The sequence below is a fragment of the Arthrobacter sp. H20 genome (assembly GCF_000520515.1).
GTDB lineage: Bacteria > Actinomycetota > Actinomycetes > Actinomycetales > Micrococcaceae > Arthrobacter_D.
Window position 1 is genome coordinate 33,676 of record NZ_KI914752.1, and the last position, 22,977, is coordinate 56,652.

Here is a 22,977-nt window from a genome sequence, read left to right on the forward strand (position 1 = left end):
AGTTGAACCCGGTAGTTGGATATGTGGCCCTCACGCTGGTCTCCCTGAGTACAGTACTGATCGGTATTTATGGCCTCCGCATCTCACGGACCACCGGCGACTTCTACGTTGCCTCCCGCACCGTTCGTCCCTGGTGGAACGCGTCAGCCATCGGCGGCGAGTACCTGTCGGCTGCGAGTTTCCTCGGCGTGGCAGGGCTGATCCTGATCTCCGGAGTCGACGCCCTGTGGTTCCCGATCGGGTACACCGCCGGGTACCTGATGCTGCTCCTGTTCGTTGCTGCTCCCCTGCGCCGGTCGGGCGCCTACACCATCCCCGACTTCGCCGAAGCGCGCCTGGAATCGCTGATGGTTCGTCGCGTCACCAGCCTGCTCGTCGTCGTCGTCGGCTGGCTCTACATTGTGCCTCAGCTCCACGGTGCCGCCCTCACCGTCCAGATCACCACCGGCCTCCCGGCCTGGGTGGGGGCAGTGGCAGTGATAGTTGTGGTGTGCCTCAGCGTGGTCACCGGCGGAATGCGGTCTATCACCTTCGTCCAGGCGTTCCAGTACTGGCTCAAGCTCACAGCCCTGGCAGTGCCAATCGTGTTTATCCTCCTGCGGCTCACTGCCGACGGCAGCCCACTCACTGACGCCGGGGCGGTGTTCGCCGCCGATCTGAACACCGGTGGGGATGCTTCGCTCTACCGCAACATCTCGCTGGTGATTGCCCTGCTGTTCGGAACCCTCGGCCTACCCCACGTCCTGGTGCGCTTCTACACCAACCCGGATGGTGCCTCAGCCCGCCGGACCACTCTCATTGTGCTGGGGCTGCTCTCGGTGTTCTACCTGTTCCCCACCATGTACGGAATCCTCGGCAGGATCTACACCCCCGACCTCGCGGCGGACGGCACGGCCGACGCCACAGTGCTGCTACTTCCCAGCCGCATCTTCGACGGGACGGCCGGAGATCTCCTGTCCGCCCTGGTCACAGCCGGCGCGTTCGCCGCGTTCCTCTCGACGACCAGTGGGCTGGTTGTGTCCCTCGCCGGGGTAGTCAGCCAGGAGTTCTTCCAGGGCAGCGTGAAGGGGTTCAGGGGAGCCGCAGTGATTGCGGCGGTGATCCCGCTGCTGTTGGCTCTGGCGACGAACACTCTGGCATTGGCGGGCAGCGTCAGCATGGTGTTCGCGTTTACCGCCTCAACCATCTGCCCGCTGCTGCTCCTGGGAATCTGGTGGCGTGGCCTCACCGACGTGGGCGCAGTGACTGGCATGTTGTCAGGTGCGGTCCTGTGCGGCGGATCGATCCTCGCCGCCGCCGCGCTCGGCCCAGAGTCAGCGCGCTATGAGTGGCTTGAACAGCCCGCCCTGTGGACAGTCCCAGCGGCGTTTGCGGTGACCATAGTAGTTTCGCGGGTGACAGCCACCAGGACCCCGGGTAGCGTGTCGCGGGTGCTGGCCCGACTGCACACACCGGAGCCCGCGCAACGGCCTCAGTGACCCAGTCCAGCAGGGTTTGCACTGGTCAGTCGATGGCTGCCATCAGCTCGACCACCCGGTCCATGAACGCATCCACCTGGGTCTCTTCGTAGCCCTCGGCACCGGTGGCTTCGCGGAAGATCGAACGTCGGACGACGTCGACACTCAGTGGCATATCAGACTCGAAATAGCCCAGCAGTTCGTTGCAGAGGGTGTCGACGTCGTCGACGTTGTAGCTGACAGCTTTCCGCTTGGTGGGACGCCTGAATCTCTCGCCCGGCTCACGGTGCAGCCTGCTGCGCAGCCCGGCAGAGGAGCGGCCGATCTGCATCAACCAGGCGTCCTCTCCATTGGCTTCGATCAGGCGATCGCGTTCCCGCTGAGCGAAAACATCTTCCAGCCGGTCCAGTGCCGCATCGACAGCCTGTGGTTCGTAGCCACCCTTCGCCGGGTCGAACGCCATCGATCGGACGTCGGCGCTGGTGACGGGGCCGCCAGCCTGATCCTCGGTGTTGTAATACTCCCGCGCCTGGGTGAGAAAGCTGTCCACCTGCCGAAGGTTGTAGCCGTACTCCCGGCGACCTACGCGCGCAAAGGGAGAGCTGCTCTGACGAGCTTCGTCCATGGTGTTCTGAATCCTTTTGATAAGTGCGGCCGGAGAGCTAGAGAATTCCTGGTACCAATGTAACCGACAGCAGGAACGCAACTGGGGAGGCGAAGACAATGGAGTCGAGCCGGTCCATCATGCCGCCGTGGCCGGGCAGAATATTGCCCATGTCCTTCACTCCGAGTTCGCGCTTGATCATTGATTCGGCGAGGTCGCCGGCCGTCGCGGCTGACACGGTTGCCACGGCCAGAACGAGGCCGAACCACCAGGGCCGGTCCAGCAGGAACACGGCGGCGATAGTTCCGACCAGGACCGCGCCACCGACCGAGCCAGCAAACCCTTCCCAGGACTTCTTCGGACTGATCTTCGGCGCCATCGCATGTTTCCCGAAAAACGCACCGACGAGATAGCCGAAGGTGTCATTGGCAACCACCAGGAGGAGCAGTGTTGCCACCAGGAGTTCACCAGCGGGTTCCTGGAGCAGCAGCATCGCGAAGCTGAGCAGGAGCGGCACCCAGAGCACCACAAAGATGCCGGCCATGATTGATCTCGCCGCATCGGGGGCAGGATCGAAACTGCGCCAGAGTGCCAGGGCGGTGGTGGAGAGGACCACCGCATAGGCCAGGGTCTCGGGTCCGCCGAGGTACGCGGCAAACGGGAGCGCAACGGTCGCGGCGATCGTGGGGACCAGGGGCAACCGGATCTGCCGTACCTCAAGAGCCCGCGAGACTTCCCAGACACCGAGCAGCGCAAAACCGGTAGTGATCGCCACGAAAGCGATGGGCAGATACAGGATTCCGCCCAGCACCGAGCCGAGCAGGGCTACTCCGACAGCTGTTGCGGCTGGCAGATTCCGGCCGGCCCGGGAAGGGGCCTTCGGCGCTGAGGCGTTTCCACGCCCAGTGCGTCGGCGAATCTGTCGGGTGCCAGGGGCGCGCTGGGCGCGTCGGCCGCTGCTCACGGCGTCAACGCTGGCTACGGGCTGGCCGGACACCACTGACTTCGCTGGATCGGGTTCAGCAGTCTCCCCACGTCCCGGGGCGGCCTCATCTGACACGGAGCCTGCCCCGGTCTGTGAAACGGGCAGGCCCCCGGTGTTAGCGGAGTGGTGGGTGTCGCTCATTAGACCTCAAGCAGCTCGGTTTCCTTGCGCTTGAGAAGATCATCGATGGTATCGGTGTGGGACTTGGTGCGCAGGTCCAGTTCCTTTTCGCCGCGCGCACCCTCGTCCTCACCAGCGTCGCCGTCCTTGACCGACTTGTCGATACCGTCCTTCGCCTTGCGGCGGATATTGCGGATGGCAATCTTGGCATCTTCCGCTTTGGTCTTGACCAGCTTGACGTATTCCTTCCGGCGTTCCTCGGTCAGCTCGGGAAGAACCACCCGGATGATGTTGCCATCATTGGACGGGTTTGCCCCGAGGTCGGAGTCACGCAGCGCTCTTTCGATGTCATTCAGCGCCGCCCGGTCGAACGGCGTGATCAGGAGGGTGCGCGCCTCAGGGTTTTGGAAGGACGCCAGCTGCTGCAGCGGTGTTGGTGCACCGTAGTAGTTGACCATGACCTTGGAAAACATCGAAGCGTTGGCGCGCCCGGTGCGGATCGTAGCGAAATCCTCTTTCGCGGCTTCCACAGCCTTATCCATTTTCTGGGTGGCCTCTAGCAATGTCTCGTCGATCACTGTTACTCCTAAGCTGTGCGCCAACTGCCGCGGGCGCGTCGTCCGGTTCAGTTTTCAATCCTAGTTCACCTGGGCCGCCTGTCCGGGGCAGCCGGTAGGCGCGCCTAGGTGGTGACCATCGTTCCGATCTTCTCTCCGAGGATCGCCCGGCTGACGTTTCCTTCACCCTCCATCCCGAAGACGACCATCGAGAGATCGTTGTCCTTGCACATGGTCATGGCTGTCTGGTCCATTACCCGGATGTCCTGGCGCAGGGCGTCATCATAGGAGAGTGTCTCCAATTTCCTCGCTGTGGGGTCTTTGTGCGGGTCAGCCGTGTACACGCCGTCGACCCCGCTCTTGGCCATCAGCACGAGGTCGGCGTGTACCTCGAGGGCACGCTGTGCCGCTACCGTGTCGGTAGAGAAGTAAGGGAGACCTGCACCGGCACCGAAGATGACAACCCTGCCCTTTTCGAGGTGGCGAATGGCGCGGCGTGGGATGTAGGCCTCGGCAACCTGCCCCATGGTGATGGCACTCTGTACCCGGGTTTCGACCCCCGCCTGCTCGAGGAAATCCTGCAGCGCGAGACAGTTCATGACCGTCCCGAGCATCCCCATGTAGTCAGCCCGCGACCGGTCCATGCCGCTCTGCGAAAGCTCGGCGCCACGGAAGAAGTTGCCCCCGCCAACAACTATGGCGACCTCGACCTGACCGACTGTCGCTGCGATCTGTTTCGCAACCGAGCGGACGGTCGCCGGATCGACGCCGAGCTTGCCGCCGCCAAATACCTCACCTGAAAGCTTCAGGAGTACCCGACGACGGTTCGTTTCCCGACCATGCGTGCCCAAATCAGAGTTATCCATTGTGCCTCCCGGGGCAGTTGTGGGGATCGTTGCTAAAAGAATACGTTGCGGTGCTGACTCAAAAGCCCACCGGGCAGGAAAAAAGGGGTGGTCACCGTGGCGACCACCCCTTCTGAACCTACTTACCCGGTCTGTCTGACCTAGGAACCAACCCGGAACCGCGCGAATGCGCTCGGCTTGGTATTGGCTTCGGTCAGCACCTGGGCGACTGACTTTTTGGCATCCTTGGCAAATGCCTGGTCGACGAGCACGCCCTCCTTGAAGAAGCCCGTCAGCCGGCCTTCGACAATCTTGGTCAGTGCAGCCTCTGGCTTGCCTTCGGCCCGCGCGGTTTCGTCGGCGATCCGTCGTTCGGTTTCAACGAGTTCGGCCGGCACATCCTCGCGGACCAGGTAGGTCGGCGAGTAGGCAGCAATGTGAACTGCGATGTCGTGAGCTGCTTCCTTGGCTGAATCTCCTTCGCCTTCCACGGCGAACAGCACGCCAACCTGGGCTGGAAGATCCTTGGACGTCTTGTGGAGGTAAGCGTCAACGATTCCGCCCTCGATGCGAGCAAGACGGCGGATGGCCACCTTTTCGCCCAACAGGGCGCCGGCCTCGATGACGTGCTCGGAGACGGGCTTGCCGTCAACCGTGTAGGCAAGGAGGGTGTCGACGTCGTTGGCTCCGGACTCGATAGCTGCGGCGAGCACCTTGTTGGAGAACTCAACAAATGGGCCTGCCTTGGCAACGAAGTCAGTTTCGCAGTTAACCTCAACCATGACACCGACGTTCCCGTCGACCTTGGCTGCGACGAGGCCCTCGGCGGTTGAACGGCCCTCGCGCTTTGTTGCACCCTTCAGGCCCTTGATGCGGATGAGCTCCATAGCCTTACCGGCGTCGCCGTCGGCCTCATCGAGGGCTTTCTTCACGTCCATCATGCCAGCGCCTGTGCGCTCGCGAAGGGCCTTAATGTCAGCGGCGGTGTAGTTCGCCATGTGAACTCCTAAGTGTGTTGTGTCTAAGAAGAGCTATGCCTGCAGGCGGTGACACCTGGGCAGATGGAGAAGGGGGCACGGATTTCCACCCGCACCCCCGTATCCAGTTACTTGCTGTCGTCGGCTGCTGGAGCTTCTTCAGCTACTGGGGCTTCCTCAGTGGTGCTAGCTGCAGCTGCTTCAGCAGGAGCATCGGCTGCAGGAGCTTCTTCGGCTGGGGCTGCTTCAGCTGGAGCTGCTTCAGCGGGAGCATCGGCTGGTGCGGCGTCAGCTGCTGGTGCGGCGTTGTCGCCAAGCAGTTCGCGCTCCCACTCTGCCATTGGCTCGGCTGCTGCTTCGGCGTCGTTTCCACCGGAGCGGTTGTGACGGGCGATCAGGCCTTCGGCAACTGCATCTGCAACCACGCGGGTCAGCAGGTGAACGGCGCGGATAGCGTCGTCGTTGCCCGGGATCGGGAAGTCAACCTCGTCCGGATCGCAGTTGGTGTCGAGGATTGCGACTACCGGGATGCCGAGCTTCTTGGCTTCGTCGATGGCAAGGTGTTCCTTCTTCGTGTCAACGATCCACACCACTGAAGGAGCCTTGGTCAGGTTGCGGATACCACCGAGGTTGGTTTCCAGCTTGGTGAGTTCGCGGCGCAGGAGGAGGAGCTCCTTCTTGGTGTGTCCGGAGCCGGCCACATCGTCGAAGTCGATTTCCTCGAGTTCCTTCATCCGCTGGATGCGCTTGGAGACGGTCTGGAAGTTGGTGAGCATGCCGCCGAGCCAGCGCTGGTTGACGTAGGGCTGGCCCACGCGGGTCGCCTGCTCGGCGATTGCTTCCTGTGCCTGCTTCTTCGTTCCGACGAACAAGACAGTGCCGCCGTGGGCGACGGTCGCCTTGATGAACTCGTAGGCGCGGTCAATGTAGGACAGCGACTGCTGCAGGTCGATGATGTAGATGCCGTTGCGCTCGGTGAAGATGAAGCGCTTCATCTTCGGGTTCCAGCGACGGGTCTGGTGGCCAAAATGTACGCCGCTGTCGAGCAGCTGGCGCATGGTAACGACTGGCATGTCGTTCCTTTCTATCGGCAGGGCGCGTGGCGCCGTTTCTGCCTGTTGACGGTTGCTAGTTCAGTTCGGTTGAACTTCACTCCTGGTACCTGTTGGCTTTCACCCATGGGGTCCTTCACCGGAAGTCTTTCCGGACCGTTGGATCCATGCCCTTCGCAACCCGTGCGGGTTCGGAAGGGAAAGAGATACGCGTAGTCAGTTGAGGCGAGCCAATACCCATTCGAAAACTTCCGGCGGGCACGGAGCATCGCAGCAAACTGCTGTATTGAGTGTACTACAGGGTGGGCGGAGGCCGGAACGGAGCGGTACACGCCCACCCACTGCCCGCACCCCCGTCGGCCCTGCGGGGATCGGCCGTCCAACGCTGGGTTTGTCCACGCTCGGTTTGTCCACATAGCTGTCGCTGGGGCGACCCAGCTGACATGGCAGCCGCAGACTTGAAACATGTCACAGCGGTCAACCCACCCCATAGCGGCCCTCCCCGCGGTGCTTCGCGCCACCATACTGGTGGTGGGCATCTCAGTGTCAGGGCTTGGCCTGACCAGTGCAGCACCACCAACGACTCATGAACCAGCGTGGAGCTGGCCGCTCTCCCCTGTGCCGGTTGTGCTAAGAAACTTTGATCCACCGGCAGAACGGTGGCTACCCGGACACCGTGGCGTGGATCTGGCAGCCAACGACGCCGCCGAGGTGAGCAGCCCCGCGCCAGGCCGGGTGGTCTTCGCCGGTTGGGTAGTGGACCGGCCAGTAGTCACTGTCGACCACGGCGGCGGGGTGCTCAGCAGCTTCGAACCGGTCTCTGCCGTGCTGGACCGCGGAGAGGCAGTCCGGCAGGGTCAGACGCTCGGTACACTCGCATCAAGTTTGGCTCATCCAACCATGCAACAGTCGCGATCACATTGCCCGGCCACGTGCCTTCACTGGGGAGTGCGCCTGGACGGCGAGTACGTGGACCCGCTCACCTATGTCCTGGACCGCCGTCCATCAGTCCTATTGCCGCTCCACGGGCCCTGACATCGGCCGGCCCGGCTAGACGAACGCGGCGATGCCGGTGATGGCCCGACCCGTCACGAGGGTATTGATTTCATGGGTGCCTTCATAGGAATACACCGCCTCCGCGTCGGAGAAGATCTTGGCCATTTCATAGTCGGTGACGATACCGTTTCCGCCCAGCAGGCTGCGGCCCATCGCGACAGTCTCGCGCATCCGTGCGGTGGTGAAAGCCTTGGCCATTGCCGACTGTTCATCCTTGGCCTGCCCCTCGTCCTCCAGTTGGGCGAGGCGGACCATGATGCCCATTGAGCTGACCGTATTGCCCAGCATTTCAACGAGTTGCTGCTGCACCAGCTGAAAGGAGGCAAGTGGGCGCCCAAACTGGTGCCGCTCCACCGTGTATCGTCGCGCCACATCAAAGGCCGCCAGTTGCTGTCCGACCGCTTGCCACCCCACCGAAAGACGGGTCACCTTAAGGACCTTGTTCGTATCCTTGAAGCTGTTGGCGCCCTTGAGGTGGAAATCGTCGTGAACAACTACGTTGTCGAGGGTGATATCCGCGTTCTCGACAATCCGCAGCGCAATCTTGTTGTCAATCTTCGTGGCGTGGTACCCCTCAAGCGTGGTGTCCACCAGGAACCCTTTGACCTGGTTGTCTGCGAGATCACGAGCATAGATGACTACCCAGTCGGAGAAGGTGGCGTTGCCGATCCACCGTTTTGCGCCGTTGATGATCCAGCTGTCGCCTTCGCGGCGTGCTGTGGTGCGGGTGCCGCCAGCCACGTCGGATCCGCCGAGAGGCTCGGTGAGGCCGAAGGCGCCGATCTTCTTCATCGAATAGATATCCGGCAGCCATGCTTCCTGCTGTTCCTTTGAGGCAAGTTCCTCAATTGACCCGGTGAACAGGCCGTCGTGGACGCCCATGAAGGTGGCAATTGAGGTGTCAGCACGAGTGAACTCGGCGTGCATCAATCCGGCGAACAGATTGGAGTAGCCCTGGCGCCGCACCGGGCTCATCACATCCAGTCCGGCAAGCTTGGGGATGAGCTCCTTCGGGAAGGTTGCTTCATTCCACCAGCCGGTGGCATAAGGCTTCACCTCGGCATTCAGGAACTGGCGAACCTCGCCAAGCCGGTCCCGCTCCTTCTGGCTCAGAAGCGCCTCGAAGGAGTAGAAATCGCCGTCTGCATACGGCAGGTTGTTTACATCGATGACCGGCTTGCTCATGCGGTTGTCCTCTGGGTCGTCCAACGGTTCTCACGTCTTATGTTACCCACGAGTAACTTCGTTGCCAATCACCACCGACAAGTGACCCGAAACCACAAAGTCCCCGGAACTGGAGTGTTCCGGGGACTTTGCAAGGGTAGGGCTGCTGGGGCTTGAACCCAGGACAAACGGATTATGAGTCCGCTGCTCTAACCAGCTGAGCTACAGCCCCGCGCCGCGCACGCCGAAGCGCGCTGTCTATTCTAACGACACCGAATCAGTCTAACGACCCCGCGGCGGTTGGCTAACCCGCATTCCTGGGATCATCGCAGGTGACGGTGCTAAAGGGCGTCCGCGTCCAGCGAATCGCCGTAGTAGAGGCCCTCGAAGGTCGCGAGGGTGGCAGTGAGTGAGTGGGCATCCACCATTGATCGGCTGGCCTTGCCCATCCGATCCAGATCATCGGCGGGAAGATCCAGGAGCTCGGTGATCCGCCCCGCGAGCTCGATACTGTCCTGCGGCGTGAACAGGTAACCGTTGACCCCGTGCTCCACAAGGTGCGGCAACGCCATCGCGTTGGCCAGCAGGACAGGGGTGGAGGCTGACATTGCCTCAAGTGTCACCAGGGACTGCAGCTCAGCTGTGCCCGGCTGGCAAAACAGTGCCGCACGCAGGTAGGCCAGCCGCAGCTCCTCGTCGCTAATGAGGCCGCGGAAGGCAACCCTGCCCCCCAGACCCAACCGGGCGACCTGCGCCTGGAGCGTGGCTTTCACCTCACCGCCACCAACAATCTCAAGGTGGACATTGAGTTCCGGTGGAGTCTTGGCGACCGCGTCGATCAAGACATCAACGTGTTTCTCTTCGGCCAGCCGTCCAACGAAGAGCACTGTGGGATAGTCCCTCGGGCCAATCGTCTCGCCAGGCTGCAGCTCGTAAGCGGATGAGTCGATGCCGTTGGAGATCGGCAGCACCTTCGGCAGGAACGCGTGCTCATGCATCGCCTTGGCCGCCAGCGGGGTGGGAGTGGTAACCACGGCCGCCTTGCCCATGACCTTGCCCATGTCACGCCAGGAGTTCTTCGCAACGATCTTCTTGAACCACTCCGGGAACGGCAGGAAGGGGTTCAGATTTTCTGGCATGAAGTGATTGGTGGCAACCACCCGGATGCCGCGCTTAACCGCCTCGTTCAGGGTGTAATCCCCCACCATGTAGTGGCATTGAATGTGCACCACATCCGGCTGCACCCGATCAAAGAGCATGCTGATATCGCGTTTGATCTCCCAGGGAAGGCAGATGCGCCAGTAATCGTGAGTGGGTACCGCATGGGACTTCAACCGGTGCACGGGCCACTCGCCGTCGGCCTCGGTGAAGCTCTTTCCATTCTGGGTACTCGGTGCTAGGACGTGCACGTCGTGCCCACGCGAGTGCATCCCCTTTGCCAGCCGGTATCCGAACTGCGCCGCCCCGTTGATGTTGGGCGGATAGGTTTCCGCTGCAATCAGGATGGTCAACGGTAATTTGTCGGCCGGGTGGCTCACTGTGGGTTCCTCTGCGGGTTACTGGCGGATGCGGCGACCGGACTGGATCAGCCTCAGCTAGCGTCGACGTCGTACGTCCTTCTGGCGTTGCAGCACATCTGGATGATGGCGGGACAACGCAATGACCCCCACAATAGCAACCAATGCAGCCATCCCCATGGCAATTGCGATGACAGACTGCACATCGGGTTCCAGCTCGCCGAGGATCACTATGCCGACAGCAATTCCCACGATGGGGTCAACCACCGTCAGTCCCGCAATGACGAGGTCCGGTGGGCCGGTCGCGTAGGCGCTCTGCACAAACCAGGAGCCCAGCGCAGCGGCCACGGCAATAGCAATCAGGGTATAGGGCGGCACATTCATGAGGAACCGGCCGTTGGGGTCCAACAGGTGGGTGGCGATGATTTTCGTGAGGACGGCGACGAAGCCGAACAGCACACCGGCTCCCAAAATGTAGGCGAAGGCGCCGAGCCGGCGACGGAACAGTGCTGCAAGAGATCCAAACAGGGCGACGGCGAGACCCAACAGGAGCACGGCGAGAAGTTCCTGCTCCGGGCGCACCCCGTGGTTTTCCCGGGTGACGTTGACGGCCAGCAACACGAACACTGCGCTCCCGCTGACGCAGGCAGCGATCGCGAGGACAGTGGCACGATTGATCCGGATGCCCTGGTCCTTGGAATTGACCACTGTGGTAATCACCAGGGCGATCGCACCGATGGGTTGCACCACAGTAAGACTCGCCAGGCTGAGGGCGACGACGTTGAGCGCCATGCCCACGACCAGCAGAATCAGCCCCAGCACCCACCGCGGATTGCGCAGCAGCCGGACGAAGCCTTTCGAATTCAGTGAGAGGCCGCCCGTGCTGGACCGCACGGCACTGCCCTGGCGCTGAGCTCCGACGGCGAGAAAGCAGGCACCGACCAAGGCCAGCACAATGGCTAGCCAGACCATGCGCAACCCTTCGTGTACCTGGTGCAAAAGGTATTAGCCGCCATCAACTGCCTCGGGCTGGCCTGGGTCATCAGAGCTGCGGTCCGAGCGATACTTCCGATGGGCAGCGGTGAAGTACCCGTAGAAAGCGATGAGGTGTCCGATACATCCCAAAATGAGCAGGATGTTCGCGGCGACGAACAGCCATGGCACGTCAAATCCGGGCACACGGTGCAAGAGGAGCATCGGCGAGCCAATCAACAGGAGCGCTGTGCGAATCTTTCCAACGTTGGTGACCGGAAGGTGCAGAGGTCCACGGAAAAGAATGAGGGCGTTGAGAATCAGGATGGCGTCGGGGATCACGATAGTCCAGACCAACCAGGCCGGAGCGATGCCGTCCACAACGAATACCACTGCGATGACGATCAGCGCCGTCCGGTCCGCAATCGGGTCAAGCCACTTGCCGACAGTTGAAACCTGGTCGAATCTGCGGGCAATGTAGCCATCGACCCAGTCGGTTGACCCGAGCATGACGAGGGTGATGACCGCGAGAGCGTCCTCATTCTGCACGATGAGGTACACGAACAACGGAACGGCAAGGAACCGGATGACCGTGACGATATTGGGCAGCGTCCAGAAGGTCGCCAGTTCGTTGTTCTCGTGCCCAGGCCTCGCGCCTGCCCCAATTAATCTGATCATATTCCCCTCCCCCAACCATTATGCAGGGAGAGCGGGCCCGCCCGGACCCTGCGCAGGGGACGGGCGGGGAGTTTTCTAACGGGAGAGGAGTTTCTTCACCATGACGACTATTGCGGCAACTGAGCCAGCGACTATCGATAGTGGCTTCCAGCGATCGGCGAGTGACACATTGTGCGGGTGTTCACGCGGGCCGGCCGGAGTGCGTTGCGGCACAACAGACCGAGCGTTGGTGGCTAGACGGTCGGTTCCGGCTTTCGCCGAGGCCGTGGTCCGGTTCCACCGTGCCTTGAAGTCGAGGCCACGACCCAGATCATCGCGGACATCCGCCAAGTGGTCGCGGCGCGTGCCGGAACGGCGGCGCAGCTCGCCGTACGACGGGGTCGGCTCCTTGGGCTCGGAATCCCCTGGCTTGCCATCCGATTTCTCTTCCTTGGGCTTCTTGACGTCAAGGGTCGCCGGGTCGAAGCTACGGCCCTCGCGAAGAACCCCGATGTCGTAGCGGATGCCGCGGATGGCTTCCTCAGGCAGGAGCGGCAGCGCCTTCTTGAACCGGGTCACACCGATCAACGCGGTGATAGCGATGACCACCAGGAACAGGGCGGCAACCAGCAGTGCAGCCAACCAGCCCTCCATGATGGTGGCCAGGCCGAGAATTGCCGCAACGATCAGCGCAACTGAGAGGAAGGCCAGAAAGACTACAGCCACCACAAGGAACGCTGCAGCGATCCCCGCCTTGACGCCCTTCTGCTTCATCTGCTCGAGCGCCATCGAGACTTCGTCTCCGAACTGGCGCGGCGTCAGCCTCGCCAGAAGCTTGATCAGCCCGAAGACCGATGGCTTGTTGGAAGTCCCTGTGCCACGTGTGCTAGCGGAGCTATCCATAGCCCTGCCTCCATCCCTCGTCTAACAGACCGCGTGAGCAGACCTGCAAGCTGCGTAAACCTTTTCCTAAAATTACCATTGAGCGGCCAATGCCGATTCTGTGTAAGCCTACTTCAATAGCAAGCACCCTTAGTGACCGCCGGGCGATCAAGCCGCCTAGGATGGAACTCAACGACAGCGTGGTGCGTTGTTGCTCCCCTTTCTGGACGAGATTCAGCGTGCTCGCGCACCATGACCCTCTCTTGGCCTGAAGGGCCAACCCATGACACAAGGAACGATCTGTGTCGGATAGGCGCCAGTTGAGCACAGTAACCCACCCCGGCGATTCACTTTCCCGGCGTCAGAAACTGATCTATGTGCTGATCCTGGGCTCTTTGACTGCGCTGGGCCCATTCACCATCGATCTCTATCTGCCGGCCTTTCCCTCGCTGCAGCGAGACCTTGGCGTCACCGAAGCCGCAGTTCAGCTGACGCTCACCGGGACAATCGTCGGGTTCGCCATCGGGCAGTTGGTGGTCGGCCCGCTCAGCGACAAAGTGGGTCGCCGGATTCCGCTGATTCTCGCGACGAGCGTCCATATCCTGGCGTCGCTGGGTGCCGCCATGGCCACCGACATCACCATGTTGATGGTATTTCGCGTCCTGCAGGGCGTAGGGGCCGCGGGAGGCAGCGTCGTCGCAATGGCAATGCTCAGAGACCTCTTCAGCGGATATCCCCTGGTCAGGATGCTCTCCTACCTGGCGTTGGTCAACGGACTGGCCCCCATCTTCGCTCCAGTCATCGGGTCCTCACTGCTCCTGGTAATGCCCTGGCCCGGAATCTTCTGGTTCCTCGCCGCCTATGGGGTGCTGGTCATCATCGCAACGTCGGTGTTCCTCGTCGAGACCCTGCCTGCTGATCGACGGGGTAGCTCGGGCGCCACAGCCCTGCAGCGTTACCGCGCGGTGCTCACTGACCGGATCTTCATCGGCGTCCTGCTGGTGGGCGGGATGAATTTTTCAGGGCTATTCTCCTATCTTTCGGCGTCACCCTTTCTCTTCCAGGGCACCTACAACTTCAGCGAGCTGCAATATGGGCTGCTCTTCGCAGTGAATTCCCTCGGAATTGTGGCCGGCGTCCAAATCAGTGCGAGGGTATTGAGGCGGATTGGCCCGCAGTGGGTAATGGTTTTCTCCACTGCATCAATGCTTCTGATGTCCCTGCTGATCGTCCTGTTCGCCCAGCTCGGGCTCGGACTGTGGGGCATCATCGTACCGCTCTGGTGCTACATCATGTCAGCTGGGTTCACCTTCCCTTGCGTGCAGGTGCTGGCGCTGGCCAACCACGGCGCCCAGGCAGGCACCGCGGCGTCTCTGCTGGGAGCCGTAACCTTTGGCCTGGCCGGCGCAATCTCTCCTGCGGTTGGCCTGCTTGGTGTCTCTGCCACCACCATGGGAGGCGTGATGGCCGCGTGCATTAGCGCAGGGATCGTCTTTCTATGGACAGTGGTCAGGCCGCGGACGGTACCCCCACTGCGCTAACCGGCCCGACTCAGTTACGTTCAGCCTTGCTGGAGATGTTGCGTGCCATGGACTTGAAGATGATCCCGTGGAACGGAAGGACTCCAAGCCAGTACAGCCGGCCGGCGAGGCCCTTCGGGAAGAACACTGCGCGCTGGGTGTACTCGCTGCCGGCGTCGTCGGGACGCACCGATAGTTCGAGCCAGGCGCGTCCGGGAAGTCTCATTTCCGCACGCAGCCGCAGCCGTTCCCCTTTGACAATCTCCTCGACCCGCCAGAAGTCCAGCGCATCGCCGGTGAACAGTTGGTCTGCGTGGCGCCTGCCCCTGCGCAGGCCAACTCCGCCAGCCAACTTGTCCAGCCAGCCTCGGGCGGCCCAGGCCACGGGAAGCGAGTACCAGCCGTTGTCCCCACCAATCCCTTCAATGACACGCCAGAGCCGCTCGGGGGTGGCTTTGGACCGGTAGACCTGGACGTCCGTGTAGACAGTGTGGCCGGCCCATTCCGGATCGGTGGGTAGTGGATCCGCGGCGGTATCGACCAGCGACGCGCCCGCCCAACTGGTCTCGACCGCTCCCCCGCGCTCTTTGCCCAATGCCAGGTCAACTGCCGTGCGGTAGTCGGTGAGGCCGCCGTCGGGCACTGGCAGGTAGTCATCGATGTCATGTTCGGCGGTGATCGCATCGTGCTGCAGCGACTCGATCAGTGGCATAGCCATCACCCGGGGAATAGGTGTGACCAGATTCACCCAGTGGCCGGCGAGGCGGGGGGTCAGCACCGGCAGGGCAAGGATCTTGCGGCGCGGCAGGCCGGACTCCACTGCGTACTGGTTCATCATCTCGGCGTAGGAGAGCACATTCCGTGAGCCGATGTCGAAGGTCCGGTTCAGCTCAGCCGGAAGGGTGAGTGCACCAATCAGGTAGTGGAGGACGTCCCGGACAGCGATGGGCTCAATATGGTTCAGCACCCACTTGGGCGCCGGCATCACCGGGAGGACGTCGGAGAGGTGCCTGATCATTTCGAACGACGCTGACCCTGATCCAATGACAACACCCGCCTGGTAGGCAATGGTCGGGGTACCGGATTCCAGGAGGATGCGACCCACCTCCTCGCGGGAGCGCATATGGGTGGAGAGTTCGACGTTTGCCGGGTGGAGGCCACCAAGGTACACCATCCGGGTCACACCGGCCTGGGTGGCTGCCTTCGACACCATTGAGGCAATCTTCGACTCCTTGGTTTCGAAGCCCTTGCCCGTGCCCATCGAGTGGACCAGATAGTACAGGGTGTCGACGCCGTCGCAGGCCTTCCTGAGCGACTCTTCATCTTCGAGATCGCCTTCAATCACTTCCACCGAGGAGGACCAGGGGACGTCCTTGAGCTTCTGCGGAGAGCGCACCAGGACCCGCACTGTGTGGCCTTCGGCGAGCAGGCGGGACACCAGCCTGCCGCCGATATACCCGGTAGCGCCAGTGACAAGGATCAGTTTGCTGTCTTGTTCCATTTCTTCAGAATACGCTCCGCGCCGGGATGCTCGTGACACAAAGAAAGCCCCTTCCCGCCAGCGCGACGCTGATGGGAAGGGGTCTGGTGGCTCCTCCGACTGGACTTGAACCAGTAACCCTTCGATTAACAGTCGAATGCTCTGCCAATTGAGCTACGGAGGAAAGCAGCAGATACAACTCTACATACCAAGTGCGGGTAAGTGAAATCGGCTGGCCTCTAATCGGAGCGCAGCTGGCGACGGCGCATTTCCAGCTCCAGCAGATCCCGCTGCAGCTGGACATACTGCTCCGGGTCGGCGGCGGCGTCGACCCGCTGCAACCGACCCTGCAGCTCGGCCTTGAGCCTGGTGATGCGCAGCTCATAGAGCCGGTTGATAATGTCCCTGCAGTAGAGCGCCAGTGCGTCCTCGGCTTTCGACGGCAGCGGGGTGACAGCCAACTCGGTAACCAGGCCCCGCAACACCTCTGGGACCTCCTGCCGAACCCGTTCCACCCACTGAGCCGGTTCCACCACTGCGGCACCAGCAGCCTGCACGGCGTCCTTCAGCGCCGCGTAGACGGGAACGGAAAACCCCGACTCAGCAAACCGCTCCCAGTGCCCCGCCTCCAATAGATTCGGGTGCTGCAGGACCACCTCAAGGACCTCGCGTTCCATCCTGCCAATCGGATCCTTCGGATCCGGACGCTGGAACCGCTGGGTATCGCCCTGGTCTGACCCGGCCGCGGTATCCGAATCGCCCCCAGGAGACGACTGCGCGCTGCTCTCGCGGGTTCCTGCACCCATGCCGGTGCTGGCCCCTGTCCCCTTCCGTGCAGCTGACGAGACAGCCCTGGCTACCTGGTCCTCGCCCACGAACTGCATGCCTAGCCAGCGGGACAGTTCGCGGGTGTAGATGGACCGCAGTGACACGTCACGGATACGCGCGACAATCGGCGCTGCATGCCGCAGGGCATTGACCTGCCCCTCGCCGGTGGTCAGGTCATAGTTGCCGAAGGACGCCTTGATGGCGAACTCGAAGAGTGGCCGGCGCGACGAGATCAAACCGCGGACTGCGTCGTCGCCCTTGGCCTGGCGCAGCTCGCACGGATCGGCGCCGCTGGGCTCCACCGCCACGTAGGTCTGCGCAACGAACCGCTGGTCCTCCTCAAAGGCGCGCAGAGCGGCCTTCTGGCCAGCTGCGTCCCCATCGAAGGTGAAGACCACCTCACCGCCGGACCCGTCGTCGGACAGGAGCCGGCGGGCTATCTTGATGTGATCCGCTCCGAAAGCCGTCCCGCAGGTCGCAACGGCGGTCCCCACCCCGGCCAGGTGGCAGGCCATCACATCGGTGTAGCCCTCGACGACGACGAGCTGACGGGTTTTGGCGATTTCCCGCTTGGCCAGGTCGATCCCGTACAGGACCTGGGACTTGTGGTAGAGGGAAGTTTCAGGGGTGTTGAGGTACTTGGGGCCCTGATCCTCCTCGTAGAGTTTCCGGGCACCGAAGCCGACTGAGTCACCGGTGATGTCGCGGATCGGCCAGATCAGTCTCCCCCGGAACCGATCATAGATCCGTTGCGCGTTGTTGGAAGAGACACTGAACATGCCGGTGAGCTTGAGCTCGTCCTGGGTGAAGCCTTTGCCGGTGAGGTGGGTGAGCAGCCCGTCCCAGCCCTGCGGCGCGTAGCCCACACCGAATTGTTCGGCGGCGGAGCGGTCGAACCCGCGTTCCTGCAGGAACCGTCGGCCAGCTGCGGCACCCTGGGAGAGAAGCTGTTCGCGGTAGAACTCGGCGGCGATCTTGTGGGCGTCGAGCATGCGCTGGCGCCTGCCGATGTCTTCCCGGCGAGGGCCAGTGCCGCCGTCCTCGTACCTGAGCTCGAAGCCGATCCGGGAGGCGAGTTTTTCGACTGTCTCAGAGAACGAGGTGTGGTCCATTTTCTGGACGAACGAAATGACGTCTCCACCCTCGCCGCAGCCAAAGCAGTGGTAGGAGCCAAGCTGCGGGCGGATATGGAACGACGGCGACCGTTCGTCGTGGAAAGGGCAGAGCCCCTTGTAGGAGCCGACCCCCGCCGACTTCAGGGTGACGTACCCGTCGACGATCTCCTTGATATCGGTGCGTTGGCGTACCTCATCGATGTCTTCGCGCTTGATGAGTCCGGCCATGAAAACAGTCTATGCGTCGCCGGTGGTGTGGGGTTCCGCGGGGATCAGCTGTGCAGGAGAAGTGGGTGCGCCAGTGTCAGGCGAGACCGGCTACCAGAGTGATGGGACCGGCCCAACGACCCGCCGGTGCAGAGCCAACGCCGACGCATCGGTGAGCGAGGCCACCTGGTCGATGACCACCCGGAGCCGGGCGTCGTCGTCGGGCGCGTCCTTCCAGTCGGCAGCGAAGGCGGGCTCAAGGAACTGATCCCCCGCTGCCGCCATCTGGGCAACCAGCGAACTGAGCACTTCCCGCTGGCGTTCGTACACGGGCTGCCGCCGCTCGGAGGTCATGACGAAGGTGGTCGCCAGCCCCTTCATGACGGCGATCTCCAGCTCGGTTTCCTCGGGTACCACCATCTGGGCGTGATAGCGGGTGAGTGGGTCGTGGCCGTAGATGGCGCGGGTGGCGGCGAGCGCGCTGAGGCAGAACCGGCCGATCAGCTGGCTGGTCATGTTCTTCAGCGCCGCCATGGACCGCCTGCTGCCGTCCGCGTCGCGCACCCACACATCGGTCGCCTCAAGGCGCGCCAGCGCTGCATCAACTGCCGCTGCATCACTGTGGGGGAGGTACCACTGCTGGGTGTAGCCGACCACCCGCGCGCGGGTGTCAGAGCTGTCCATCTGCCGCAGCTGGAAATGGCCGGCAACAATTGCGTCTTCGACGTCGTGCACCGAGTAGGAGATATCGTCGGCCAGGTCCATGACCTGCGCTTCCAGGCATGATCGGCCGGCGGGGGCGCCGTCGCGAAGCCAATCGAACACCGGACGATCGTCTTCGTAGGCGCCGAACTTGGAGGTGCGCTGACCGTGGAGCACCGGCGCGTCGGCAGCTGTCCACGGATACTTCGAGGCCGCGTCGAGACTGGCGCGGGTGAGGTTCAGACCCGCCGGGGTGCCGTCAGCGCGGATCACCTTCGGTTCCAGGCGGGTGAGCAGCCGCAGGGTCTGGGCGTTGCCCTCGAACCCGCCGACCGCGTGCGCCAGGTCGTTCAGCGTGGACTCGCCGTTGTGCCCGAACGGTGGGTGCCCCAGGTCGTGGGCCAGGCAGGCGGCGTCGACAATGTCCGGGTCACACCCCAGCGCCCGGCCCAGCTCGCGGCCCACCTGGGCTACCTCGAGGCTGTGGGTGAGGCGGGTACGCACAAAGTCGTCGGTGTCGGGGGCTACCACCTGGGTTTTGGCACCGAGGCGCCGCAACGCCGAGGAGTGCAGGACCCGGGCACGGTCGCGCTCGAAGTGGGACCGGTGGGTGCTCTTGGCTGGTTCGTCGACCCACCGCTGCAGATCAGCTTCGGTGTACCCGGCGGTAACCGGTGCGTTCGGGAAGCTCATGGATGCCTCAGCCACCGGAGACGTCCACTTCTGCTGCTGAGATGTCAGCCTGCTGTGCATCGTTGAGGGCCCGGGAGTTCAGCCAGTCCTGCGGTAGCGAAGTCTTTTTGGGACTGCCCGCACGTCCGCGGGGGCCCTCGGCATCGGAACCGGGATAGGGTGACTCGGCGTCGAGCCCGGCCAGCAGTTCGCGCAGCACCTCGAGGGTGGGGACTGCAGCCAGCTTGGCGCGCAACTCTCCGCCCACCACATAGCCCTTGAAGTACCAGGCCATGTGCTTGCGGATGTCCCTGAGCGCCATCATCTCGTTGCCGAACGTGTCGACGAGCAGTTCAGCATGGCGGTAGACGGTCTCGGCCACCTGGCCCAGGCCGGGTTGGTGCCTGGTGCTGTCGCCTTCGAAGGCGTTCATCAGATCACCGAACAGCCAGGGCCGGCCCTGGCAGCCGCGACCGATGACGACGCCGTCGACGCCGGTCTGTCGCACCATCCGGATCGCGTCCTCAGCGGACCAGATGTCGCCGTTACCCAGGACCGGGATGTCGGGCAGGGCTTCGCGAAGCTCGGCGATAGCGTTCCAGTCGGCCGTCCCCGAGTAGAACTGCGAGGCGGTGCGCCCGTGCAGCGCCACCGCTGCAACGCCGCTGTCGCGGGCGATCTTTCCAGCTTCGCGGAAGGTCAGGTGATTCTCGTCGATCCCCTTGCGCATCTTGATGGTCAGGGGAATACCACCCCTGGACGCCTCCCTGACTGCCGTCTGCACGATTCCGGTGAACAGGTCCAGCTTCCAGGGCAGCGCCGCGCCGCCACCCTTCCGGGTAACCTTGGGCACCGGACAGCCGAAGTTGAGGTCAATGTGGTCGGCCCGGTCCTCTTCGACGAGGATCCTGATGGCAGCGCCGACGGTCACCGGGTCGACGCCGTACAGCTGGACCGAGCGCACCGCTTCATCGGCATCGTGGGAGATAATTCTCAGTGACTCCGGGTTTCGCTCCACCAGGGCGCGTGAGGTCACCATTTCCGAGACGTAGAGGCCGCCACCGTACTCGCGACAGAGGCGCCGGAACGCCGTGTTGGTGATACCGGCCATCGGCGCAAGGACCACCGGGGTTTTGACTGTGATCGCTCCGAGCTGAAGTGGCGGCAGATCGAGTCGGGTGTCGGTGGCCGCTCCGGAAGTCATCTCGGTCGTGGCGGGCAGGGTTGATACAACAGTCACTTACCTATTGTCGCAAGCTGGAGCAAATCGGGAAGTACACGGCGCTGCGGCGCGTCGTCAGCGAATCTGCTAACCTCGCGGTCCCGGCGGGATCGCCGGGTCTCGGCAGCGGTGGTTCCGGCAGAGCCCGCCCCCTGGGCCACTGTGACCAGCTCCCCGGGTGCCTGGTTAACAGCGCTGGCGGCGGCCAGAACAGCTGGGGTCTGCCCGCCGTCGTCGGCCGCTGCATGCTGACGGATGCCCACAGCCTTGACCACCAGGACGGCGATCAGTGTGGTCGCTGGGATGGCGAGCACCAGCCCAATGGAGCCCACGAGGGTGCGCACCACTTCCTCGGAGAGTTCCCCACTGGTGAGATTTTCCACCACCGTGCGATCGTACAGCGAGACCAGGATCAACAACGGCAGGGCTGCCCCCGCGTAGGCGAAGGCGATGGTGTAGACGGTGGAAGCGATGTGGTCCCGACCGATCCGCATGGCGCCGGAAAAAAGTCTGCGGGCCGAGGTGTTGGGGGCCAGTTCGTACAGCTCCCACACGGCCGAGGACTGGGTGATGGTCACGTCGTTGAGGACGCCCAGCCCGGAAATGATCAGACCACACATGATGATGCCGGCTATTGAGACGTCCCCAGAGGAATTAACCAGCGCGTAGGCGTTCTCGTCACCCACCCCAAACAGGTAGATGGACTCGGTGGCCCACGCGGCCAGCAGCGCAGTGATCGACAGGCCGAAGAGGGTTCCGAGGAGGGCAGTGGAGGTCCTCGCAGAGAAGCCATGAGCGAAGTAGAGAACGCCGAACATGATCACCACCGACCCGACCAGAGCCAGCAACAGCGGTGGCTTGCCTTCCACCAGCCCCGGCAGGATGAATTGGGCCAGCACCACCAGAGCACCAATCAGGCCAATCATCGCTCGCAGACCCCGCCAACGCGCGACGGCGACCACTACCACCGCGTAGAGGACGGCAAGCCACATCATGGGCACGGTCCTGACAAAGTCCATGAAGATATAGGGTGCGCTGCCGCCCTGGATCACCCCGTCGAGGTTCAGGTAGCGGATCTTGTCCCCGGCCTCGACGGCGCCAGCCCGCGCCAACTCCGGCGTGATCTCCACGGGAATCGCTGCTCCGCCGGAGGCCGGCACCGTGTAGGCCACCTGGCACTGCAGTGCCTCCCCGCCAGCGTCGACCGTGGGCTGGGAGGAAGGACAGTCTTCGAGGGAGACCCGCTCCACCTCGCCCACGTCGATGGACACCCCATCAGCGGTGGCGTAGGGGTTGGAGATAGTGACGCTGCTGCGGTCGCCGCTGGGCCACAGCATGATCATGCCGATCACCGTAAGAATTCCCAGCGGGACCAGGATCATAGCGAGTAACAGGTTTGCCCGCTTTCGTGCGCCAATCGTTGCTGTGCTTGGCTCCGAATTGCCTGTGTCATGAGTGTGGCTGTGGCCCACGAGGTTCCTAGCTGTCCTTGATCCGGTTCGGTGCACTGGTTCGGTGCTTTACGGAATTCTACGCGGGTGCCAGACCTCCCCAGCTCGGGACATAAGCTATAACCAGGGTTTGAAAAGACACACCACCGCAGACGGAAAAGGCAAATGAAAGAACGGTTTAGCGAATCGGATGAGGCTCCAGCCGGAACCGTCGCGCATGCACCAATCATTACCGTCTGGAAGGCGTCAGTGCCGGTCAAAGGTGTTGCCCTGGTGCTCCACGGCGGTCGGGCGAACAGCTTCGAACCTGTGCGTGCCCGCCACCTCAGCCCGGCTCGAATGGTCCCCTTCGCCCAGCTGATTCATCGCAGGGGCAAGGGCCACGGTCTTGAGGTGTGGTCCCTCCGCAACAGTGTGCGGGGCTGGAACGGTCAGGAAATGTCGCCGCTGCAGGACGCCCGCTGGGCGCTGGCCGCGATCCAGAAACGCCATCCTGGAATCCCCGTCTATCTGGTGGGGCATTCGATGGGCGGCCTCGTTGCCCTCTGCGTCGCCGATGATTCCCAGGTCGGAGCGGTGGTCTCCCTGGCGCCCTGGCTCAGCGAGACCACCCCGGCCGATCCCGTTACCGGTAAACGCGTCCTGATCCTGCACGGCGACTCCGACCGCTGGACCTCACACCGCCAATCGCTCCGGTACGCCCACAGGGCACGCGCACTCGCAGCCAGTATGCACTACGTCACTGTCAGCAACGCCGGCCACTTCATGGTGAGGAAGGCCCGTCTCTGGCATGAGCTGACCGCTTCGTTCGTGCTGCAGTCGTTTGCCGAGGACACGGGAGCTGCGGTACCCCCGGACGGCACCCTTCCCACCCGCGAACTGCTGATCACCGACCAGCCCCTGTCAATTACTGTCTAACTGTTCGTCCCAACCAA

20 protein-coding genes and 2 tRNA genes are annotated in these 22,977 nt (G+C 62.9%); 4 read left to right on the forward strand and 18 right to left on the reverse strand.

Annotated features, from left to right (window positions below):
* Positions 1–2: 2 nt before the first annotated feature.
* Entirely contained in the window at positions 3–1,478 is a 1,476-nt protein-coding gene (locus Y703_RS0114655; RefSeq protein ID WP_026553303.1) for a sodium/solute symporter, read from the forward strand.
* Positions 1,479–1,503: 25 nt separating this feature from the next.
* Here the strand turns inward: Y703_RS0114655 and Y703_RS0114660 are convergent, their stop codons facing one another.
* The 6 genes from Y703_RS0114660 to rpsB form a co-directional block, all read right to left on the reverse strand.
* Positions 1,504–2,082, reverse strand: coding sequence for a DivIVA domain-containing protein (locus Y703_RS0114660; RefSeq protein ID WP_026553304.1), 579 nt, complete (start codon positions 2,080–2,082; stop codon positions 1,504–1,506).
* Between the two features lie 37 nt (positions 2,083–2,119).
* Positions 2,120–3,187, reverse strand: coding sequence for a phosphatidate cytidylyltransferase (locus Y703_RS0114665; RefSeq protein WP_081743564.1), 1,068 nt, complete (start codon positions 3,185–3,187; stop codon positions 2,120–2,122).
* On the reverse strand, positions 3,187–3,744 hold the full coding sequence (gene frr / locus Y703_RS0114670; RefSeq protein WP_026553306.1) for a ribosome recycling factor: 558 nt from the start codon (positions 3,742–3,744) through the stop codon (positions 3,187–3,189). The genes Y703_RS0114665 and frr overlap by 1 nt, the downstream gene beginning before the upstream one ends.
* 104 nt (positions 3,745–3,848) lie before the next feature.
* Complete coding sequence (gene pyrH, locus Y703_RS0114675) at positions 3,849–4,589, reverse strand: UMP kinase (RefSeq protein ID WP_026553307.1); 741 nt, start codon at positions 4,587–4,589, stop codon at positions 3,849–3,851.
* A gap of 140 nt (positions 4,590–4,729) precedes the next feature.
* The gene (gene tsf, locus Y703_RS0114680; protein ID WP_026553308.1) at positions 4,730–5,566 is read right to left on the reverse strand and encodes a translation elongation factor Ts; all 837 of its coding nucleotides are present in this window, start codon (positions 5,564–5,566) and stop codon (positions 4,730–4,732) included.
* A gap of 107 nt (positions 5,567–5,673) precedes the next feature.
* Entirely contained in the window at positions 5,674–6,618 is a 945-nt protein-coding gene (gene rpsB, locus Y703_RS0114685; protein WP_026553309.1) for a 30S ribosomal protein S2, read from the reverse strand.
* Positions 6,619–7,062: 444 nt separating this feature from the next.
* Between rpsB and Y703_RS0114690 the strand changes: the two genes are divergently transcribed.
* A complete protein-coding gene (locus Y703_RS0114690) occupies positions 7,063–7,632 on the forward strand; it encodes a murein hydrolase activator EnvC family protein (RefSeq protein WP_081743565.1) in 570 nt (189 codons plus the stop codon).
* Positions 7,633–7,647: 15 nt separating this feature from the next.
* On the opposite strand, the gene Y703_RS0114695 is transcribed toward Y703_RS0114690, so the two are convergent.
* The 6 genes from Y703_RS0114695 to Y703_RS0114720 form a co-directional block, all read right to left on the reverse strand.
* Complete coding sequence (locus tag Y703_RS0114695; RefSeq protein WP_026553311.1) at positions 7,648–8,838, reverse strand: acyl-CoA dehydrogenase family protein; 1,191 nt, start codon at positions 8,836–8,838, stop codon at positions 7,648–7,650.
* 137 nt (positions 8,839–8,975) lie between these two features.
* Positions 8,976–9,049, reverse strand: a tRNA-Ile gene (locus tag Y703_RS0114700).
* Between the two features lie 109 nt (positions 9,050–9,158).
* Positions 9,159–10,355 (reverse strand): glycosyltransferase, encoded by a 1,197-nt coding sequence (locus tag Y703_RS0114705; protein WP_026553312.1) that lies wholly within the window; start codon positions 10,353–10,355, stop codon positions 9,159–9,161.
* Between the two features lie 57 nt (positions 10,356–10,412).
* Positions 10,413–11,306, reverse strand: a complete 894-nt coding sequence (locus Y703_RS0114710; protein WP_026553313.1) for a DMT family transporter — start codon at positions 11,304–11,306, stop codon at positions 10,413–10,415.
* 33 nt (positions 11,307–11,339) lie between these two features.
* Positions 11,340–11,984 (reverse strand): CDP-alcohol phosphatidyltransferase family protein, encoded by a 645-nt coding sequence (locus tag Y703_RS0114715; RefSeq protein ID WP_026553314.1) that lies wholly within the window; start codon positions 11,982–11,984, stop codon positions 11,340–11,342.
* A gap of 75 nt (positions 11,985–12,059) precedes the next feature.
* Positions 12,060–12,866: a phage holin family protein gene (locus tag Y703_RS0114720; RefSeq protein WP_026553315.1), complete on the reverse strand. Its 807-nt coding sequence runs from the start codon at positions 12,864–12,866 to the stop codon at positions 12,060–12,062.
* A gap of 299 nt (positions 12,867–13,165) precedes the next feature.
* Between Y703_RS0114720 and Y703_RS0114725 the strand changes: the two genes are divergently transcribed.
* Complete coding sequence (locus Y703_RS0114725; protein WP_026553316.1) at positions 13,166–14,386, forward strand: multidrug effflux MFS transporter; 1,221 nt, start codon at positions 13,166–13,168, stop codon at positions 14,384–14,386.
* Between the two features lie 10 nt (positions 14,387–14,396).
* Here the strand turns inward: Y703_RS0114725 and Y703_RS0114730 are convergent, their stop codons facing one another.
* The 6 genes from Y703_RS0114730 to Y703_RS20185 all read right to left on the reverse strand — a co-directional run bounded on the left by Y703_RS0114730 (position 14,397) and on the right by Y703_RS20185 (position 22,063).
* Entirely contained in the window at positions 14,397–15,866 is a 1,470-nt protein-coding gene (locus Y703_RS0114730; protein WP_026553317.1) for an SDR family oxidoreductase, read from the reverse strand.
* Positions 15,867–15,953: 87 nt separating this feature from the next.
* A tRNA-Asn gene (locus Y703_RS0114735) sits at positions 15,954–16,029 on the reverse strand.
* 55 nt (positions 16,030–16,084) lie between these two features.
* Positions 16,085–18,016, reverse strand: a complete 1,932-nt coding sequence (dnaG, locus tag Y703_RS0114740) for a DNA primase (protein WP_026553318.1) — start codon at positions 18,014–18,016, stop codon at positions 16,085–16,087.
* A 90-nt stretch (positions 18,017–18,106) separates the two neighbouring features.
* A complete protein-coding gene (locus Y703_RS0114745) occupies positions 18,107–19,390 on the reverse strand; it encodes a deoxyguanosinetriphosphate triphosphohydrolase (RefSeq protein ID WP_026553319.1) in 1,284 nt (427 codons plus the stop codon).
* Between the two features lie 7 nt (positions 19,391–19,397).
* Positions 19,398–20,573 carry a tRNA dihydrouridine synthase DusB gene (gene dusB / locus Y703_RS0114750; RefSeq protein WP_026553320.1) on the reverse strand — a complete coding sequence of 392 codons (1,176 nt, stop codon included), beginning with the start codon at positions 20,571–20,573 and terminating at the stop codon, positions 19,398–19,400.
* 32 nt (positions 20,574–20,605) lie between these two features.
* Complete coding sequence (locus tag Y703_RS20185) at positions 20,606–22,063, reverse strand: YibE/F family protein (protein WP_081743566.1); 1,458 nt, start codon at positions 22,061–22,063, stop codon at positions 20,606–20,608.
* Positions 22,064–22,207: 144 nt separating this feature from the next.
* Here Y703_RS20185 and Y703_RS20190 point away from each other — a divergent pair, with 144 nt between their 5' ends.
* The gene (locus Y703_RS20190; RefSeq protein ID WP_035765388.1) at positions 22,208–22,960 is read left to right on the forward strand and encodes an alpha/beta hydrolase; all 753 of its coding nucleotides are present in this window, start codon (positions 22,208–22,210) and stop codon (positions 22,958–22,960) included.
* Positions 22,961–22,977: the final 17 nt, after the last annotated feature.

Excerpts from the sequence above, each read along its gene's own strand:
- Y703_RS0114660 (WP_026553304.1), bottom strand. The coding sequence starts at position 2,082 with ATGGACGAAGCTCGTCAGAGCAGCTCTCCCTTTGCGCGCGTAGGTCGC.
- Y703_RS0114665 (WP_081743564.1), bottom strand. The coding sequence starts at position 3,187 with ATGAGCGACACCCACCACTCCGCTAACACCGGGGGCCTGCCCGTTTCA.
- pyrH (WP_026553307.1), bottom strand. The coding sequence starts at position 4,589 with ATGGATAACTCTGATTTGGGCACGCATGGTCGGGAAACGAACCGTCGT.
- tsf (WP_026553308.1), bottom strand. The coding sequence starts at position 5,566 with ATGGCGAACTACACCGCCGCTGACATTAAGGCCCTTCGCGAGCGCACA.
- rpsB (WP_026553309.1), bottom strand. The coding sequence starts at position 6,618 with ATGCCAGTCGTTACCATGCGCCAGCTGCTCGACAGCGGCGTACATTTT.
- Y703_RS0114690 (WP_081743565.1), top strand. The coding sequence starts at position 7,063 with ATGTCACAGCGGTCAACCCACCCCATAGCGGCCCTCCCCGCGGTGCTT.
- Y703_RS0114695 (WP_026553311.1), bottom strand. The coding sequence starts at position 8,838 with ATGAGCAAGCCGGTCATCGATGTAAACAACCTGCCGTATGCAGACGGC.
- Y703_RS0114710 (WP_026553313.1), bottom strand. The coding sequence starts at position 11,306 with ATGGTCTGGCTAGCCATTGTGCTGGCCTTGGTCGGTGCCTGCTTTCTC.
- Y703_RS0114715 (WP_026553314.1), bottom strand. The coding sequence starts at position 11,984 with ATGATCAGATTAATTGGGGCAGGCGCGAGGCCTGGGCACGAGAACAAC.
- Y703_RS0114720 (WP_026553315.1), bottom strand. The coding sequence starts at position 12,866 with ATGGATAGCTCCGCTAGCACACGTGGCACAGGGACTTCCAACAAGCCA.
- Y703_RS0114730 (WP_026553317.1), bottom strand. The coding sequence starts at position 15,866 with ATGGAACAAGACAGCAAACTGATCCTTGTCACTGGCGCTACCGGGTAT.
- dnaG (WP_026553318.1), bottom strand. The coding sequence starts at position 18,016 with ATGGCCGGACTCATCAAGCGCGAAGACATCGATGAGGTACGCCAACGC.
- Y703_RS0114745 (WP_026553319.1), bottom strand. The coding sequence starts at position 19,390 with ATGAGCTTCCCGAACGCACCGGTTACCGCCGGGTACACCGAAGCTGAT.
- dusB (WP_026553320.1), bottom strand. The coding sequence starts at position 20,573 with ATGACTTCCGGAGCGGCCACCGACACCCGACTCGATCTGCCGCCACTT.
- Y703_RS20190 (WP_035765388.1), top strand. The coding sequence starts at position 22,208 with ATGAAAGAACGGTTTAGCGAATCGGATGAGGCTCCAGCCGGAACCGTC.